Source organism: Paenibacillus sp. ACRRY (assembly GCF_022346995.1).
Classification (GTDB): Bacteria; Bacillota; Bacilli; order Paenibacillales; family Paenibacillaceae; genus Paenibacillus.
This window is the reverse complement of the sequence record NZ_JAKRNM010000003.1, coordinates 350,993-370,219: the sequence shown is the minus strand read 5'-3', so window position 1 is coordinate 370,219 and position 19,227 is coordinate 350,993. Positions and strand designations below refer to the sequence as shown.

Below are 19,227 nucleotides of genomic sequence, written 5' to 3'. Positions count from 1 at the left end.
TATCACAGGGGGAACTTACCGATGTTTGCCGTCAATAAACGCTTTTCCGGCTTGCTGCTTATGCTAGCCATCATTATGATCCTGTCTGCCTGCAGCAGTAGGGCAGGTTCCAGCTCTGCAGAACAGACTGGTGCAGGTACGGAAACTACCAACGGGTCGACCGAAACCACTGCAGCAGCATCGAACGACTCAGGCACTTCCGGCAATGCAACAAGGATCTATAAATCCCTAAGCGGAGATGTTGAAATCCCTGCTGAACCCAAGCGTATTGTTACGGATATGTACGTAAGTGATCTGCTTGCTCTCGGTTTGAAACCTGTCGGTGCAGTCAAATACTATCTCGATAATCCGTTCTATGCGGATCAGGTCGCTGACGTCGAAAATATCGGTGACCGTGGTGCTGTCTCTCTGGAGAGAATTATCGCATTAAACCCGGATCTAATCATCACCCCTTCGACAGATGCTGAAGAAATTGAGAAATATAAAAAAATAGCACCTACAGTCGTTATTCCCTACGGCACATTCACCAATGTGCATGACGAGATTCGGGGATTCGGAGAACTGCTGAACAAATCCGAAGAAGCCGAAGCGTGGCTAAAATCATATGACGAGAGTATTGAAGCCTCCCGCGCTAAGGTAAAGGCAGTGATTAAGCCTGAGGAAACATTCTCGATTCTTGAAGTATCCGACAAGAGCTACTATGGTTACGGGGATAATTTTGGCCGTGGTGGACAGGCCGTCTATCGTGCCTTGGAACTTGCACCGCTCGAGATTACCAAGAAAGAACTCATGGGTGATACGCAGTGGAAGGAAATTTCGCGTGAGATCATCGGTGATTATGCAGGAGATCATATTTTTCTGACCGTAAGTGAGGGTAATGCCAATTATCAAGGTGATTCCATCTGGCAGAACCTGCCGGCTGTGAAGAACAACCAGGTGTACGAACTACAAGAGGATCGCTACTGGTATTTCGATCCGATCGCAATCCAAGGTCAGGCAGCGGAATTCGCTGATATGATCGTGGAGCGTGCGCAGCAGAACCGCAAGTAAATAGCAGTTATAACATACATCCAACACGACTGAACGCTGTGTCCGGACAGGCCCTGAAGCCTGCCTGGGCTTTTGCGTTATAGAAGGGAGAAATACATATGCTTCGCCGTTTCATGGCATATTACCGTCCCTATAGGGGACTTTTCATTCTGGATTTTTCTTGCGCAATCGCCGCTGCCCTGCTGGAACTCGTGTTTCCACTGGCAGTAAACCAGGTGGTGGATAAACTACTTCCTGAGGGCAACTGGTCCATGATTCTAACCGCATGTGCCGCATTGCTCGGCATCTATCTGCTCAGTTCCTTTTTCCATTTTGCAGTCACCTATTGGGGACATAAGCTGGGGATTAACATTGAATCTGATATGCGGAGAGAACTGTTCACACGTGTACAGAAGCAGTCCTTCCGCTTCTTCGACAATAACAAAACAGGCCACCTTGTCTCACGTATGACCAATGATCTGATGGATATCGGAGAGATCGCGCACCATGGACCGGAGGATCTATTCATTGCCCTGATGACTCTTGCAGGTGCCTTCGGTATCATGCTCAGCATCAATTGGCAGCTCGCCGTACTGACCTTTATCATCGTGCCGCTGATGATCTACCTGTCCTTGTATTTCAGCCGCAAGATGTCCAAAGCCTTCAAACGCATGTTTGCCGATATTGCAGACTATAATGCACGAGTAGAGAACAACGTTAGTGGAATCCGTGTAGTACAGGCTTTTGCCAATGAAAATCATGAAATCGGACGTTTTACTGAAAACAATGAACGTTTCCGCCTCACCAAACTGATCACCTACCGCATTATGGCGTGGAACTCCTCGCTTAGCTTTATTTTGATGAAGTTCGTCTCGCTGTTTGTGCTGGTATGTGGAACATGGTTTGTTATTCAAGGTAGTATGACCTACGGGGAATTTATCGCCTTCGTGATGCTGTCGAATATTTTCCTGGGTCCGATCAAACAGATTAACTCTGTCATCGAAACCTATCCGAAAGGCATTGCTGGTTTCAAGCGGTACCTGGAACTGCTCGAAGCTGTACCAGATGTAGAAGATACACCGCAAGCCAAACCGATCACAAGCGTAAGCGGAGATATCGCTTTCCATAATGTTAGTTTCTCCTATGGTGAACATAAACCTACATTGGACAAGGTCAACCTGGAGATTCAAGCCGGACAGACCGTTGCTCTGGTCGGGCCCTCCGGAGCAGGCAAATCGACGCTGTGCAGCCTGATCCCGCGCTTCTACGATGTGGATGCAGGGCATATCACCATTGACGGCATCCCGGTCAAGGATATGACGCTGGAGTCGCTGCGCTCCAATATCGGCATTGTACAGCAGGACATATTCCTGTTTGACGGCACCATTCGTGAAAACATTGCCTACGGTAAGTTGAATGCATCGGATGAAGATATCTGGGAAGCCATCCGCCGGGCACAATTGGAAGAGCTCGTACGTTCACAGCCCGAAGGACTCGACACCATGATTGGTGAACGTGGCGTGAAATTGTCCGGAGGACAGAAACAGCGCCTGTCTATTGCGCGCATGATTCTGAAAAATCCGCCAATCCTCATCCTGGACGAGGCAACTTCGGCTCTGGATACCGAAACAGAAGCCGCCATTCAGCTCGCACTGTCTGAGCTTGCTCAGGGGCGTACAACACTTGTTATTGCGCACCGACTGGCAACCATCCGGCATGCGGACCGCATTATTGTCGTGGAGAACGGTGGCGTAGCTGAACAAGGCAGCCATGATGAACTTCTCAAACGAGAAGGCTCCTATAGCCGACTGCATCAGGCGCAATTTGGATAAAGTGCTTCATTTACATTGTTTAATACAAAAACCCTTCTCCTGTTGTTACAGGGAAAGGGTCTTTTCTTAATTTTAGAGCGTTACTTTGTTTTTAAACCGGCCAGATCTTGGATCTGGCTCGAAGACTCTAGGTATCCAACCCATACTCCTTCACCTCACGGTGACGATTCAGGAAGGCATGAAGTGCAAAACCGAGCAGTGCCACCCCTGCCATCGCCGTTGCCAGCCAGGCTACGGAGATCAGGCCTTGTTTATCGTACATCACACCCATCACATAAGGGCCGATGACACGACCAATCGATCCGATACCGCCGGAGACTCCAATGTAAAATGGTGCAGCTCTGCCCGCATGATCAGAAATAAAGGCAGGGGTTGCAGGTGAGATCAGCATTTCTCCAAAGGTCGCCAGCACCATCGCAAACACCATGCCCGGATAGCTGTACATCGTGATCATGACGATATAAGCCAATCCATAGAAAATCGCACTTGCTGCCATCTGCGCAGTGGAAGTACGGGCCATGGTGCGTTTAACCCAGCTCGTAAACGGTTGGCCCACGAAGATCAGAACCCCGTTCAGTGTCCAGAGCAGTCCGTACATTCGTTTCTCCATCCCTTCGGAGATAATGTACGGCGATACGCCTGTGTTCCAGATGGAGTTGCCAAATAGGATGAACAATACCCCAAGGCTCATAAACAGGTATAACCTGGTGTTGCCGAGCAGCGCCCAGATCCCAGGACCATTCTGGACCGTTTTCCGTTTTGTCAGATGCACTTCTCCCTGATCAGTATCCACCCGAGACAGATAGTACCAGAAGAAGACTGCAAACCCGGCAGAGGTCACGCCATTCAGTACAAAGCTGAGGTGATAGGAAAAGTCGGCCAAGAAACCGCTAAGTGCTGTCCCAATCGCTACACCAATGTTGTTCGCCACATAAATAATATTGAACAGCTCTCCCCGCCGCTCCGCAAACCGAAAGCCAATAAAGGCCTGGATCGCAGGCAGTGACAAGGAACTGAACAAGCCGATCCAGCCCATGGCACATATAAATACAACCCAGTACGCACTAATCCAGGGCAAGGCAAACAGGCCAAGTGCATTAAGGGCAAGCGATCCAATGATCAGCTTCTTCACCCCGACTCTGTGATATAATGCACCGCCGAGCAGCTGGCCGAAGATGCCGCCGAGCGACTGGATCAGAATGACGAATCCTGCATTAGCCATCGTCCGGCCAAGTTCATCAAATACATACATCGTGGTTAGCGGCCACATCAGGGCACTGCCTGTCGCGTTAACCAGACTTGCCAGCAAAAATACTTTGACTTCTTTTGGATATGTATCCAACCATCTCATCATCTTCATTCATTCTCCTTACTACCATAAACGAACAAAACAAACCTCCACTCACGGCGGCTTAAACTACCTGAGCGGAGGCCATTTGTATATTAAACATTGCCTTTTATTCTTGCTTCAAGGTTTACCCCTTGTTCATCTTACCTGAAAAGTCTCAATCTGCAAGTGCACTCATTGACGCTTCACTTCGACAGTGGCCGAGAAGAACGTTGCCCCGTTGCCCATGTCCGACAGCCGACCCGATGTCAGTGAATTCACCCGCTGTTTCCGTCCGCTTCCATCCCACCATAGACCTTGGCTGATCACCGTACCCGGCAGCATGGATTCGCTCACCTTGGCAGTCAGTTCGATCCGTCCCCGGTCATTCCACACGACCACCGCATCGCCATCCTCAATGTTTCTATGAGCTGCATCCTCTGGATGAATTTGCAGCGTGGGCATTTTCTCCATACGTTGATGCTTCTCCGTATTTGCAAAGGTTGAATTCAGGAAATTGTGATTCGGTGGCGACAGGAACATAAGCGGATGCACATCATCAGGTCCGGCCGGATGTTCCCCGTCATACCCTTCAACTAGAGCACGATATGTAGGCAGCGGCGGAAGGCCTCTCTCTGCCATCGTTTCGGAATACAGCTCAATCTTCCCGGATGGTGTTGGCAGCTGTTCCAGGAAAGAATCATGTGACGACATATCCAGTTTCACAAAACGATGCTCCTGAAGGGCCTCCAGCGTCACTCCGTTCATATAAGGATTATCTGTATCCGCCAAAGCGTCCGCAATCATCTGTTCCGGCGTCTCACCGAAGATTTCAGGGTCATATCCCATCGCCTGTCCCAGCAGCGAAAACAGTTCCACATTGCTCTTGCTCTCGCCGATTGGCGCAATGACCGGTTCCTGCAGATGAACATACTGATGCCAGTAGGACGTATACAGATCGGTCGCTTCAAACGAAGACTTGGCCGGCAGCACAATGTCTGCATACTTAGCCGTGTCCGTCATGAACAGATCATGCACAACAGTAAACAGATCTTCCCGTGCAAAACCTCGCTCCACCCGCTCGGTATCCGGTGCCACCACCAGAGGATTGCTGCAGTAGACCATTAATGCCCGGATGGGCTGCTGCGCTTCCAGCAATGCTTCGCCAATCCGGTTCATGTTCACGACCCGCGCCTCCGGATTGCTCCGAAGCTCTGGACGCTCCAGCGCGTCGCTATTGGTGCTCGCATAGCTGTTGGTGCGTACGGCTCCGCCGCCTCGGTTCAGCCATTGTCCCGTGATGGCAGGCAGACAGGCAATGCTTCGCACATTCATGCCTCCATTGTCATGGTGCTGAAGACCGTTGCCGATGTGAATATGTGCCGCCTGTGCATTTCCGTACAGTTCAGCCAGCTTCACGATATCTTCTTCCGGTACACCCGTAATGCGAGCGACCCGTTCAGGGGTGTAGTCGCGGACATGATCACGCAGTGCCTCATGGCCCACAGTATACTTTTGCATAAAGGCTTCGTCCGTCAGGCCCCGATCAAACAGTACATTCATCAATCCCAGTGCGAGTGCGCTGTCTGTGCCAGGGTAGAGCGGAATAAACCAATCTCCCCATTGAGCTGTGCGATTCCGGTGAACATCGATGACCACGATTTGGGCACCTTTTTTGCGAGCTTTCTCAGCCAGGACAACCTGGTGCATGTTTGTACTGACAATGTTGCCTCCCCAGACCAGAATAAGGTCCGAATGCTCTGTATCTTCGGGCAATGTCCCCCGATTGGCGCCCATCGTATATTTCCATCCGGTATTCCCGGCCGCATTGCAGATCGTTTGCTCCAGCATACTTGCACCTAGCGCATTGAAGAAACGACGATCCATACCATCTACCCCAAGGATCCCCATGTTGCCGTAGAAACTGTATGGCAGGATACTCTCCGAGCCGTACTTCTCGGATATCGATTTGAATTTCCCCGTAATCTCATGGATCGCTTCATCCCAGCTTATACGTTCGAACTTGCCTTCACCTTTCGCGCCGACACGTCTCATCGGATATTGCAGCCGCTCGGGGTGATATACCCGCTCTGCCATGTTTCTGACTTTATTGCAGATGGCGCCTTTCGTAATCGGATGGTCAGGGTTGCCCGCCACCTTCACGATTTTTCCGTTCTCCTTATGAAGCAGCAGGCCGCAAGTATCCGGGCAGTCAAGCGGGCATACCGCCGGAAACACGCCATTCTCCTGATCGATCATATGTACAAGTCCTCCCCATTTAAAACTATCCTTACATCATATAATTTTGGAGGTTATGACGTAAAGAGAACAGTCATGTTTTGTGCGCTCAGGCTTGATGCCTTTCATCTAAAAAAAAAATTTTGGCCCCATGATTCATCCTCGAAATTCAGGGGTAAATTAAAAACAAGGCATTAGGTTAGTGTTTCCCCACTTCCTCCTCATGCCATATCATGGACCACTCCCGAAATTCGCCATGAACAGGTTTCGTTCCCCCGAACCTTGTCATGGCGAATTTATTTTGTCTGCAAAAAAAGCGATCCCATCTTCGCCGGCTTACGGTATAACATACACCGTGACCTCATGGCAGTAAGGGATCGCTTTAATATATTCAGTTTTAATTGTGCATAGGATTATGCCTGTTTGCTCCACACCGTTCTGGCTTCCGGCTCTACTGGCTGAACAACCGCTTTGACCTCGGGTTCCGTCTTCCGCAGGTACACCATCCAGTAGGCAGCAGCAACGAACAATGCGCCTCCCGTCAGATTACCGAGCCATACCGGGATAAAGTTCATGATGTACTGCCCCCATGAGTAGTGCCCTTCGAAGATGGCAGCCGGAATAAGAAACATATTGGCAACCACGTGCTGGAAGCCAATAGCGACAAAGGCCATCGTCGGAAACCAGATGCCGAGCACCTTGCCACTCATCGTATCCGAAGCGTAAGACAGCCACACCGCCAGGGCTACCAGCCAGTTGCACCCGATTCCAGATATAAACGCTTGTAGAAAGCCGTCATGCAGCTTGTGTCCCGCCATATCCACAACCTTGGTCAGATACACTCCTTCTCCCGTGAGACCAAGCACATGCCCGAACGCATATGCCACGAACAGTGCACCCAAAAAGTTCCCAATCGTGACCAAAGTAAGATTCTTCAGCATGCTGCCTACGGACAGTTTACGGGCTAGCGTGGCGAGCGGTACTGCCATCATATTGCCTGTCAGTAGTTCTCCCCCGCCAATCAATACCATGATTAAGCCTACGGGGAATACCGCTGCCCCGATCAGGTTAACCAAGCTGCCCCATTCCGCCGGGGCGGAGGCAATTACGCGAATATCCAGCAGGAACCCAAGCGCAATAAATGCCCCTGCCAGGAAACTGAGAACGAGCACAGAGGACACCTGATTCTGTCCTTTCTTCATCCCTGTGCTCACCGTATATTGTGCAACCTCAAGAGGTGTTTTTGCCGCCATGCCATCCTCTCCTTCACTATTCATGAACAAAATCAGCTTACATCGTTGATATGTTCATTGTATCGCGAAGGGTTCGGCAAGTTTGTTACTTTTATCACAAAGTCCTAAAAGTCCCTTGTTCCAGCTTCCGTGCTCTCTTGCTTGAGTGCAGCTGGTTGGTTACTTATTCTGTTCCCAGGTTATGATGTTCACCAAAAATCTGCTGCAGATGATGCTTCAGATGCTGGACGTAATCTTGTGCCAGCCACTCCATCGTAACCACACTTCCATCAGGTAAGACACACGTTGCTGATTCCCCTGTTTCCGGCATGCTGGATAGAACACGAATGACGGACTGATTCAGACTGATCCAGAGATTTAACACCTCTTCAATCGGTGCACTGACATATTGTTGGCTCTCTACCCATTGGTCTTGATGATAAGGCGTTATAGACAATGGTTCGGTCTGATGCTGCATTTGGACAAACCTGCTTACGTTATGAAGAGCCGAATCACATAAATGACCAAGAATCTGAAGACGGGACCATTTCCCTTCCATGCGTGGCTGTACAAGTTCATCTGGATTCAGCGCAAGAAACGAGCGAGGTACGGATTGTAGCAGAACTTTGAGCTCGGACACTGTAGTTGTAAGCATGTTGTGAACCACTCCTTTATGTTCATATCTATTGCGGTATGACCTCTAAACTGTTGTTAATATATCACCAATTTCTAGAACCAACTACATCAAGTTATATAAAAAAACTGCCGCATTTCTGCGGCAGTTCTCGAATTCATTAGTTACACCATCGCTGGTGCTTTTACTTCCACTGGAGGCAGAGCCTGAAGACCAGCCGAGTTCAGGAAGTTCCATGGTTTGTTGTAATGCGGTTGGAAGAAGAAGTCGATGAAGGCCAGCTCATCTACGGTCATGTTGTTCTGAATGCAAACCGAGATTGTATTGATCGACTGTGTCAGATCCGCCTTGGACATCACTTGTGCTCCAACGATTCGGCGTGTAGCCTGTTCGTAAATGACTTTGAGCAGCAGTTTCTCAGCCGTTGGCATGAACTCTGGACGATAAGCATCTTCAAGCGTTACAGCTTCCACCACCAGCCCGTCATCTGTAGCAGATGTTTCGGTCAGCCCTGTACCTGCAATATTCTGGTCGTAAATTTTAATTCCTGATGTCCCTTGTGTACCCATGTACGGCGTTGTTGGACGAACCAGGTTACGAGCTACCAGTGTACCCATTCTTACAGCATTGGTCGCGAGTGGAATGTAAGAAGCCTTGCCTGTTGGATTATAGTGAATGGCACAGCTATCACCTGCAGCGAACACGTCTTTTTGGCTTGTTTGCATATACTTATCCACGATAATCGCGCCGTTCGGCAGCATATCCACCTGGCCTTTGAGCAATTCGGTATTCGGACGGAAACCGATGCACAAGATTACGAGGTCGGTTTCGAATTCACCTTTCGATGTGATCACCTTCGTTACCTTGCCATTCTCTCCGGTGAATTTCTGCACAGTCTGACCCAGTGCAAGCTTGATCCCGCGTCCAGTCAGTGTGTCTTCAATGGCATCTGTAAACTCGGGGTCCAGATATTTATTGAGAATCCGGTCCACACTATCGATCAGGGTGACTTCCTTACCGTTCATTTGGAATGCTTCAACCAGTTCAATACCGATGTACCCTGCACCAACAACAGTAACGCGTTTAGCTTCTTTGGCTTTTTCGATGATCGTATTGGAATGATTGTAGTTTTTGCAGAGCAAGATGTTCTCCATCTCGATCCCCTCAAGTTTTGGAACGACCGGCCATGAACCTGTTGTCACGATGAGCTTGTCGAACGTATCTTCAAATTCTTCCCCTGTTTTCAGGTTTTTAGCCTGAAGTTTATGATTCGCGGCATCCACTGCTGTAACCTCATGCAGCATCTTGGTGACTACACCCAGCTCAGCCAGCTGGTTTGGCGAAGAGTAGAACAGTCCATCCGGATCCTTAACTACCCCGCCGACATAAAGGGCGATACCGCAAGATAGGAAGGAAATGTTGTCATTGCGCTCATACACCGTGATGGTAGCATCCGGGTACAATTTGGCGGTATTTACGATGGCTGCGGTTCCTGCATGTGTACATCCGATAACTGCGATTTTCATAATAAAGGTCCCCCTTGGAGTTATAAAATATAAACCGTGCTTCATTTATCAGTTTGCTGCGCTTGATTCCTGGGATTTAAAAACGACAATGGTTTCACTCTCTTGTGAATACATTCACTAATGAAACTAAACGATTATGTGAAAATATTCACCACTAACTCGATGGCTTTGTGATTTATTTCACTTCATGCACTTATTATAATGTGATCTTTTTCACATTACAAGTGTTTTCTTAAAAATATTTAAAAAATAGGATATATCCCTTGCGGACGACCCGTTGCCTCAACCTCTAAGACTTATTGTCCCCTGACCAATAACGGTTTATGCTATTGAACCTTTTGGAGAAAAAAGGCCTTCGTCCTCACCGTATGGTAAGGCTGGCGGCTGATTGCTGAACGATAACAAATATAAATTTTCAGCTTACAGTTGATTTTTGTATTAGAAAGCGCTTACAATAATATTGACCCTTTATTTGGATTTTATATGAATAGAATACCAATTACGTTGGGAGGCATTCATTTGAAGAAACGTTCCATCTCTGTTTCATTAACGCTTGTTCCTGTCACTGCAATTATCGCCATGTTGACCGCAGATATGACCAAGCCCGTAGTTGCTTTTGCTGATTCCCCGCCTGTCACTATTAAAACCGAGGTGTTATCCTCCAAAACTTCTGCAGGGGTTGATGTATCTTCACTGCTGAATAAGTTCAGGGATTACAGCACGTTCTCTACCGGGGACTTGGCCAAGGACACCGCATATGCGCTAAACATTGTATCCTGGCAGCTGCCGCATGGTGGATTCTTCAAAGCAATGGAGGAGAAGTACAACTCTTCATGGGACGGGGTGACGCCGCGTTCGGATTGGAAGGATCCCAAAGGCATAGAGCTCGGAACGTTTGATAATGATGCAACCACAACAGAGATCCGCTTCCTGGCTGATATGTATGAAAAGACGGGCAACCCCCTCTTCCGGGACAGTGTCCGCAAAGCGGTGGATTTTATCCTCGTTTCCCAATATCCTTCAGGCGGATGGCCTCAGGTTTATCCACAGCGAAGCAATTACTCCGACAGCGTTACATATAACGACAATGCCATGGTGCGAACCATGGTGCTCATCGACGATATCATTGAGAAGCGTGAAGGCTTCAACAACGATATTCTGAGTGAGGATACACGGTCGAAACTGGTTGCAGCCTTGGATCAAGGAATCGCATATACATTAAAAGCTCAAATTAAAAACGGCGGTGTGCCTACAGTTTGGGGTGCCCAGCATGACCCTGTAACCTATGCACCTGTATCCGGCAGAGCCTATGAGCTGCCATCCAAATCCGGATCCGAATCTGTAGCCATCACGGCTTTCCTCATGTCCAGGCCTCAGACGACCGAGATTGAACGTGCAGCCAAAAGCGCCCTCCGCTGGTTTGATCAGGTCCGAGAAGATGGAACCAAATATAATCGTCAAGGACCGGTGTATTTTGAACCTGACCCGTCCAGCGTGATCTGGTATCGTTTCTACAATGTAGATGAAGATGTGCCCTTCTACGCGGACCGTGACGGCAAGAAGTACATGGATATTATGGACATCAGCGAGGAGCGGCGGCACGGCTATTCCTGGGCAGGAAACTATGCCCGTAATCTCCTGCAGCTTGCCTCGGATCAGGGATATTACAATTTAAGCAAACCGCTGCCATAAATCCTCCCAGTCCCAGTATAAAATAGCATCAAAAAAGCCTGTCCTCCAACAACGAGGGCAGGCTTGATCTGTTCTATTTGGTTATCCCAGCAGTTTCTCAATCTCTGCAGTCATCGCTTCAGGAGACTCTTTGGGTTCAAAGCGTCCCACCACTTCCCCTTCACGATTGACCAGGAATTTGGTGAAATTCCATTGAATCGTGTCGTCTTCAGCTGCCCCTGGTTGCTGCTCGCGAAGATACTGGAACAAAGGATGCGCATCCTCACCGTTCACGTCCACTTTAGCGAATACAGGGAAGTTCACACCATAGTTTACTTGGCAGAAGGATTCGGCTTCCTCGCTTGTACCCGGCTCCTGTCCTCCGAACTGATTACAAGGGAAACCCAGTACAACCAGACCCTGATCGCGGTAACGATCATACAGCTTCTGCAGCTCTCCATATTGCGGAGTCAATCCACATTTGCTGGCCGTATTGGCGATGACAAGAACTTTACCTTGGTACAGATCCAGTGATACTTCCTGATTGGCTGTCGTTACGGCCTGATATGAATATACGGACATGACTGATTCCTCCCATGATCGATGTTGGTTTTGAGCAGCTGTCGTTACCTTATATATCTACAACGTAATACAGCGCCTATCTCCATATTATAGACCCGGTGCTAACCAATTACCAAATTCAGCCTTGAGTCCTTCCTGCTTGTTATCCGGACTTGGCTGCCAGGATGTCATCATAACGCTTCTGCCGCTCGGCCTTACTAAGTTTGGGACAGCTATAACAGTAATTTTGTCCTCCATACACCTGGTGATGCAGGCAGCACACCGGCTTCATCAGCATGGTCTCTCCCGGTTGATGTGGATTATCGATCTCTACCGGCTTGAAAGATAACAGATTTTTCTTCAATCCGAGCAGACTGGCAGGTAGAGCGATTACATGTTCATACCCTTCCATCACCGCTTCTCGCTCAGCTTCTTCAATGTTCATTTGTAACGCTGTGGTCTTGTACCATCGGAGCATGGAGGCAAGCTGTGACCACATCTGACCAAGGTTCGCTTCTCCGGCAGAGGCAACCCCTTCGATCAAGGGACGAAGCTGCTCCGTGTAGTAAGTGGTTAGGATGTCCTTGCGCCATGAGGATTGGGCTGCATCTATGAGAACTGGTGCAGGGTGAGGATGTTCTGTTCCATCCAGCAGTTGAAAACGAAAGGCTGTACGGCCATCCTGAACTTCGAGCTGCAGCTTCATGTTCTCCAGTGATAGATCAAGCCATGTATCACACAGTGCCGTCATATAATGAATCCCCAGCATCAGCCCACGCACCGAATGCATGAAGTATACCGCCGCGGATCGGATTGAATCTGCCTGAAGATGTTTATTATATACATCCAGCAGCTCTCTCGCCTTCTCCGGTTGTCTAAGCTCAGTCATGTGAATCTCCCAAACTGGTTCATCTCCAGGTTCGGTTGTGATTCTTCCATATTGCTGTAACCAGGTATAGTTGATTGCTCCCATTTTCAGCATGCCTCCCATGAATGCGAATGAGCCGCCTGCATAAATGCAAAGCGGCTTATTCTATATTTCAAGACCACCAATGGTCCACTGTATTAACTTCCTGTTGCGGTACGAACACGTTGTTCGGAGCGTCCAGCGGCATTCATCATGGCGCCATTCATCACCATTTGCTCTGGCGCTGCCGTTTGCTGGCGTTCGCCGGCAAGAGCATATGGCAGGCAAAGTGGCACACCGGAACGTGGATCAATCACGATATCAGCCTCAATGTTGAAGACTTCACGGAGCACATCACAGTTCATGACTTCTACAGGGGAGCCTGTAGCGATTGCTTTACCTTTTTTAATGCCGATCATGTGATGGGCATAGCGGGAAGCATGATTCAGGTCATGCACAACCATAACGATGGTGCGGTTTGCTGTTGCGTTCAGCATCTCCAGCAATTGCAGAACTTCAAGCTGGTGAGCCATGTCGAGGAACGTTGTCGGCTCGTCCAGGAACAAAATATCCGTTTCTTGTGCAAGAGCCATGGCAATCCAGGCACGTTGACGCTGTCCGCCTGACAATTGATCAATGGGGCGATCGTGGAACTCCGTCATACCGGTTACTTTGATAGCCCACTCAATCATGCGTTTGTCTTCCGCACGCATGGAACCGAAGCCTTTTTGATAAGGAAATCTTCCGTAGGATACCAGTTCCGTTACGGTGAGTCCCTCTGGTGCTGTAGGATTCTGCGGCAAAATCGCAAGCTGCTTGGCTACTTCACGGGTGGATTGCTTATGAATGGACTTCCCGTCGAGCAAAACACTACCTGCTTTTGGATTCATGATGCGTGCCATCGTCTTCAGGATCGTCGATTTACCTGAACCATTGGCTCCAACAAGCGCTGTAATTTTTCCTTGGGGTATTTGAATATTCAGATCTTCAACAATCAGTCTTTCCTCATAAGCGATATCCAGCTTGGACGTCTCCAGACGAAACATGCGATCATCCCTCTCTCATTTATCCCGGTTATGTATTCCGGCTATCGATAACGAAAACGAATTTATATGTTCAGCGTATTTCCGGCGCAACAAATCTTCTATACTAAAGATACTGATAATCATTATCATTTGTCAATAAGAAATACCAAACTTCTTGCTTGTTTGGAGCTATTTTATAGCAGTTCAGAGGACTTTCAGATCGGAATTTGCCTCATTTATGTGAGAGCTTTTCTCAACGTATACGTGCAGTTGATCCCTATTGGGGATTATCCAAAAAGAATGAATCCAGAGCTTGTGTCTGATTTGTGAACAAAAAAAAGAATCTACTCTTCATTTTGCAGCAGAACTTGGGAAGCACTTAGAATCATCTTTTTTTCGTCCCCATAACCTGACTGTTCGGCTTGAAAATAGGCTTGCAGCACAATGTTGGCTTCTGATCCACCCATCTTATCGAGCTGTGCTTGAGTCAGTGTTATTTCATACGGTTCCGTGTACCAATCCTCATTCGTCAATTCCGTTATGAGGCCTTTATTAGTTGTTGATCTCGGAGGAAAAATCGTTTCCCCGTTCACCTGTATATCCACCATAAACACTTGTTTGGAGTGAACAAATAAGATCGTCCTTAAAGGAAGGATTGGTAGCAGGAAAAATAAAAAGAAGATGACCCCGATTTACATCCGAAGGTCATCATGTAATGATTTCATTTTGGTTACGAACAGATTATAACGATCCTATAACTTAGGCTCTGGCATCAGTTGGATAACCATTGTACCGCTCTGGACACTTACGATATCTTCTGGATTAACCTCATCAGGCAGCGGCACTTGCTGACCATAAGGATACAGACGGTCCGCCTCAGCAGGCGTCAATTCTGTTGAAGAGGACGCTCCTGATTCGCCTGCTGTGCCCGAAGAACCGGATGATGTAATATCTGTTCCCTGCTCAGTATTCCCATCCGCGGCAGCAGAGCCAGACTCATCCCCGGTCGCTCCACTCGTCTCTGCACCTGCCGCTTCATCTGCAGAAGAGTCATCTGACGTAGTGGAATCTGTCCCTTGAACAGGCTCCTCACCCTGCTGAACTTCGTTTGTAGATCCTGTAGGCGTATCCCCGGACGTTCCCTCAGGCGAAGTCCCATCTTCTGCTGGTCCTTCCGTATCGACATCCTCATTCCGGTTAAAACTCTCCCAGTCCGACGCGGCATCCATCTCCAGCGTTGTGCCATCCTGCAAGGTTAATTGGACCGGACCAGACAATAACGCATTGCTGTCCGCTTCATTCATGAAACGGATAACCAATTGTGCTTCAGTCGTTGTGCCATCCACCTCGGCTGCCGGAATGACATAAGCGATCTGCTCAGCTAACTGTACCTCAGGCTCTACCGGAACCACGGGTTCCTGTGTCGATGGCGCTGCCTCTTCTGGCGCTTCCGTCTTATTCGTCAGGGCATACGTAACTCCAGCGATACCCAGGATCAGGATAACAATAACCGACCCTAGAAAAAGATTTTTTCTTTTGCCTGTCAGCATGCGCACAAGCGGTGATGAAAGTTCGTTCTTGGCCCGATCATAGACCGGCTTCATTGTTTTACTCGCTCTCGTGTAATACGGCTTGAATGCCGACTTGGACTTGAAGGCTTCACGGTCATGATCTTTGAAATAGGCTACTATGGCATCTGAATATGCTTTGCTCGCCTGGGAATTCCGTATGAACAACCGTTGGCTTCCCGACCATTCAATAAATGAATACAATACTTCCTTACTGCCAGCACTGCTGCGGACAAACTCAATCAGCCCTGCATAGTCCAGTTTGCTGCCGCTTCCTCCCCGGTAGAAAGCCAGCGGAAGCGCCTCATATGCAGGTGTTCCCGGTTGATCCCGCAGTTCCCCTGCGAGCCATCTGCGTACCCAACGCTGAAGTTCATTCCGCTCCGCAAGGCTAAGGGATTCAAGCACCTCTTCTTCACGGTCTTCGCCGCTCAGCCATGCTCTGGCTGCCAGCATCATGTTTGTACGAGCCGTTACATCCTGTCCCTGACGCGCCGCCCAATCACGTACCTCGCTGTCATGCAGCAAAATATCAATGCTCAGCAACTGCTCACGGTTCACCCGTTCCAGATCAAGATCCTGAATCAAAAACAGGTTAATGACATAGGCCAGCTTGTCAGCAAGGCGTGTCAGTTCTTCCTGATATGCGGATAATCCCGCTGACTCGGCTCCACTTGAACGGGCGGATCGGGTGACGGTTTGAGACTGCCCAATTCGGGCCTTAATTCCATCACCCACGAGCATGTCAGAAGATAGCTGGTCCAGCACGCTCACACGCTTAAGTGCCTCACTCGCAGCATGTACCGGATTCGGGGCAGAACATAATCGTTCACCCAGCTCTGTCGCTGTCCGGTCCAGCAGGAAGCTGTTGTAAACCGCAGATGTATGCGTGGTTACCCAGCGTTCGATCACGCCAATCACATCCGAAGCGGTCTCGGTACGTTTCAGCTGATTGTCCAGATAAGGCTCAAACAGCAGTTTTGTCAGTGATTCATTGGCCAGTACCTTATCGAAGAATGCACGACTCAGCCCGGAATCGCGGTCGAGCATATCATACAATTCCTGTACGGCTCTCATCCGCTTCTGAGACCTGGCATTGTTCACCGCATAGATGAAATAATCCACGATGCGGGATTGAACGACAGGCGCAGCGACGCGGAAATATTCCGCAATACGTGAGGCGACCGTCTCTTCAGGTACGTTCTCTCTTTTGACGCTGTCCAATTCCCGGCTGAGCAGAGTGAGGAACAGCTCGTTCAAACGTGAACGTCGTTGTACGCTACCTTCGGGTTTCAGATAGGTGAGCAGCCCGCTCAGAACCCCGCCTTTATCATTCAGGTAGAGATCTTCCATCCCTTGCTCGAGACGATAAAACATGGACAATTCCCCATAGGCCTGGATAGAAAGCTCACGCCCCGGTTCGGTGCCGGATAACATCTCGTCTGCAAAAGCATAAAACGCATCCGCCATAGCTGGTTCCTGCAGAAGTGACCAGGCAAACTCCGCATAGGGCAGCTGGGCAACCGACACTTCCGCATGGGTTACTCTGCCCGTAGCCAAGTCGAAGGTAAAGTCCTTCTCCGTATTTCGGTCTTTTGGACGAAGCGTGCCCCGCTCTACAAACTGAAGATGAATTCCCTTCTTGGCCTGAGGCTCTTTGGCAAATGTCATGAAGCCGAGCTGCCGCCTAAACGCATAGGGCAGTGCTGCATAGAGCAGGCGAAGCAGTTCCTTGGCTCCAGCTGTGATCTCCTCAGCAGGAAGATCGAGTGCAATGTATACCTTCCGCCGGGTTGCTACTGCCTGCATGACGGCATAGAGCAGGCGCTTGAAGAGAGTTTCGTTCATCTTCAGTGCGGCCAGCAGATCAGCTGGCGCTACGGAACGGGCACTTTGGCCTGCTCCGGTGGCGGCATCTCGGCCATTCAGTGGTGCACCCGGCAATTCCGTCAGGGCAGGCAATACCGTGCCTTGTTCGATGTCATATGACGTGGCGAATACGGCATCCAGCCAATTCCCCTGCTTCATCTGTTCCTCGGAACGTTCCGGAGACAGGACATAGTTGTGTGCAAAAAAGGCGCTGCGCAGCCCGGTAAAATCAGCAGACTGGTACACATTTTGACCAAGGATCGTCTCTCCGCTCTCCAGATGAATCAGATGTATGGATGGCGGAAATTTAGCCGGATCCTTCTCGCTTCGGCCCGTTAATTCCGCTGGAGCATCATAGACGCAATAAGGATGAAGTACTTTCTTGATAAAGGAAGGGTCCATTCCCGGCGATGCCGCAACCGTATCGAACCCCTCCGTTGTGCGAAACACCCCGCGCCGCTCTCTTGTGTACATCTGCTGTTCAATAGGCGGGGTCATGGAAGAACGCATTATTCCACTCTCCCCTCAATGTACTTCAGCTTGTACAGCAGCCATAGGAAGGGCTCGTCCACACGGATGGGGCTTACGACGCCCTGCAGCTTCATATCCACCGGATTACTGCCCAGCGCTGATACCGCGAAATAGGCTGTATCCTTGAAGTACACATCCATCGTGCCTTTGAACGGACGGTCCACCTTCTCGATAAAGCGACGAATCTCCCCGTCAATATTCTCGAATTCGGTCAGATCGAACCAATCGCGGTGTACCATATTGCGGAATACATTGCTGTTGGATTTGATATAATCCCCCTCTTCATCCTTAAGGGAATGCAGCATGTCGCTCTTGGTCAGCACAACGGCTGTAGGAATATTCGTTTTGGCTTTATCCTGATAAGCGATAAAATCACCGAACAGGGTCAGCACAACATCACGTGGTTCATCATATCGTGGCGTCCACTCGCCTGGCTCGTTGCCAAGGTTAATACGGATCTTGTCCCGAATGGAACGAATCTGGAGCGGATCGACCATAAACAGAATACCCGCTGAGTTCTTGATATGCTGACCATGCAGACCCAGATAATCCTGCTCGACCATACCTTCACCCGCCACATCAAAAAAGACCAGTGTCAGCGGTGCTTTATCTTCATCCTTAAATACAAATTGAAAAATAAACGGCTCCTGCAGCTTCTCCTTCTGCGTGGAATCCAGCAGGTCTCCCCGCTCGAACAGCGGTTCTTCGTAATCTGCGCGGAATCTGCGGCTAATTTCGGCATTCAGCGGCATGCAGGCCGCATCAAAGTGGTCAGCCGTATAATGCTGAAGCGTATGAATCAACGATGTCATATACACCGATTTCCCCACCTGGGATGCCCCAATAATGGAAATGATATTGCTCGGTGCCTTGCCTGCCGTCACCGGCAGCTCATTATGACAATGCGGGCACAGCCGGCGCCGTGTAACCACACCATACCGATCGTTCAGTCCCATCACAATGTTATCCGAATAAATGCGATGTTCCTCAGGCACATCATGCGGAGCCAGAACAGCTTCCATATCGAATACCGTGTCCAGCCCAAAACGCTCACGATACCGATTAAGCTTCGCATCTTCCCCCAGTGCATAATCCTCATCGTCATCCCGGTGATGCGCAGCCCGGAACACCACTTCTTCCGGCGAAAACTTGCTGAAGCAATACGGACAGACAATATCGTAAAACAGCGGCCGTTCTACGGGCTGCTGTTTCTTCAAAAACCGACTAAAAAAGCTCATAGCCACTCCCCTCCCTGTTCAGGCAGACTGAACTGCCTC

At 49.3% G+C, this 19,227-nt stretch carries 14 protein-coding genes; 3 read left to right on the top strand and 11 right to left on the bottom strand.

Annotation, left to right across the window (positions count from 1 at the left end; all coding sequences use genetic code 11):
- The first annotated feature begins 21 nt into the window (after window positions 1-21).
- Together MH144_RS15195 and MH144_RS15190 are read left to right on the top strand one after the other, a co-directional pair.
- Entirely contained in the window at window positions 22-1,050 is a 1,029-nt protein-coding gene (locus MH144_RS15195) for an iron-hydroxamate ABC transporter substrate-binding protein (RefSeq protein ID WP_239301745.1), read from the top strand.
- 98 nt (window positions 1,051-1,148) lie between these two features.
- Entirely contained in the window at window positions 1,149-2,861 is a 1,713-nt protein-coding gene (locus tag MH144_RS15190) for an ABC transporter ATP-binding protein (RefSeq protein WP_239301743.1), read from the top strand.
- A gap of 127 nt (window positions 2,862-2,988) precedes the next feature.
- Here the strand turns inward: MH144_RS15190 and MH144_RS15185 are convergent, their stop codons facing one another.
- From MH144_RS15185 to MH144_RS15165, 5 genes are all read right to left on the bottom strand, one after another.
- The gene (locus MH144_RS15185; protein ID WP_239302250.1) at window positions 2,989-4,212 is read right to left on the bottom strand and encodes an MFS transporter; all 1,224 of its coding nucleotides are present in this window, start codon (window positions 4,210-4,212) and stop codon (window positions 2,989-2,991) included.
- Window positions 4,213-4,383: 171 nt separating this feature from the next.
- Window positions 4,384-6,447: a molybdopterin-containing oxidoreductase family protein gene (locus MH144_RS15180; RefSeq protein ID WP_239301741.1), complete on the bottom strand. Its 2,064-nt coding sequence runs from the start codon at window positions 6,445-6,447 to the stop codon at window positions 4,384-4,386.
- 392 nt (window positions 6,448-6,839) lie between these two features.
- Entirely contained in the window at window positions 6,840-7,679 is an 840-nt protein-coding gene (locus tag MH144_RS15175) for a formate/nitrite transporter family protein (RefSeq protein ID WP_239302249.1), read from the bottom strand.
- Window positions 7,680-7,842: 163 nt separating this feature from the next.
- Window positions 7,843-8,313 (bottom strand): DinB family protein, encoded by a 471-nt coding sequence (locus MH144_RS15170; RefSeq protein ID WP_239301731.1) that lies wholly within the window; start codon window positions 8,311-8,313, stop codon window positions 7,843-7,845.
- 143 nt (window positions 8,314-8,456) lie between these two features.
- Window positions 8,457-9,818 carry an FAD-dependent oxidoreductase gene (locus tag MH144_RS15165; protein WP_183523533.1) on the bottom strand — a complete coding sequence of 454 codons (1,362 nt, stop codon included), beginning with the start codon at window positions 9,816-9,818 and terminating at the stop codon, window positions 8,457-8,459.
- A gap of 519 nt (window positions 9,819-10,337) precedes the next feature.
- Here MH144_RS15165 and pelA point away from each other — a divergent pair.
- Entirely contained in the window at window positions 10,338-11,510 is a 1,173-nt protein-coding gene (gene pelA, locus MH144_RS15160) for a pectate lyase (RefSeq protein WP_239301719.1), read from the top strand.
- Between the two features lie 81 nt (window positions 11,511-11,591).
- On the opposite strand, the gene MH144_RS15155 is transcribed toward pelA, so the two are convergent.
- The 6 genes from MH144_RS15155 to MH144_RS15130 form a co-directional block, all read right to left on the bottom strand.
- Complete coding sequence (locus MH144_RS15155; RefSeq protein ID WP_239301708.1) at window positions 11,592-12,071, bottom strand: glutathione peroxidase; 480 nt, start codon at window positions 12,069-12,071, stop codon at window positions 11,592-11,594.
- A gap of 142 nt (window positions 12,072-12,213) precedes the next feature.
- Window positions 12,214-13,023, bottom strand: a complete 810-nt coding sequence (locus tag MH144_RS15150; protein ID WP_239301706.1) for a ferric iron reductase — start codon at window positions 13,021-13,023, stop codon at window positions 12,214-12,216.
- Between the two features lie 92 nt (window positions 13,024-13,115).
- Window positions 13,116-14,003: an ABC transporter ATP-binding protein gene (locus MH144_RS15145; protein WP_239301704.1), complete on the bottom strand. Its 888-nt coding sequence runs from the start codon at window positions 14,001-14,003 to the stop codon at window positions 13,116-13,118.
- Window positions 14,004-14,326: 323 nt separating this feature from the next.
- A complete protein-coding gene (locus tag MH144_RS15140) occupies window positions 14,327-14,590 on the bottom strand; it encodes a hypothetical protein (protein ID WP_239301702.1) in 264 nt (87 codons plus the stop codon).
- A 144-nt stretch (window positions 14,591-14,734) separates the two neighbouring features.
- Window positions 14,735-17,929 (bottom strand): GAP1-N2 domain-containing protein, encoded by a 3,195-nt coding sequence (locus tag MH144_RS15135; RefSeq protein ID WP_239301692.1) that lies wholly within the window; start codon window positions 17,927-17,929, stop codon window positions 14,735-14,737.
- Window positions 17,929-19,188 (bottom strand): TRAFAC clade GTPase domain-containing protein, encoded by a 1,260-nt coding sequence (locus MH144_RS15130; RefSeq protein WP_095291103.1) that lies wholly within the window; start codon window positions 19,186-19,188, stop codon window positions 17,929-17,931. Before MH144_RS15130 ends, MH144_RS15135 begins: the two co-directional genes overlap by 1 nt.
- Window positions 19,189-19,227: the final 39 nt, after the last annotated feature.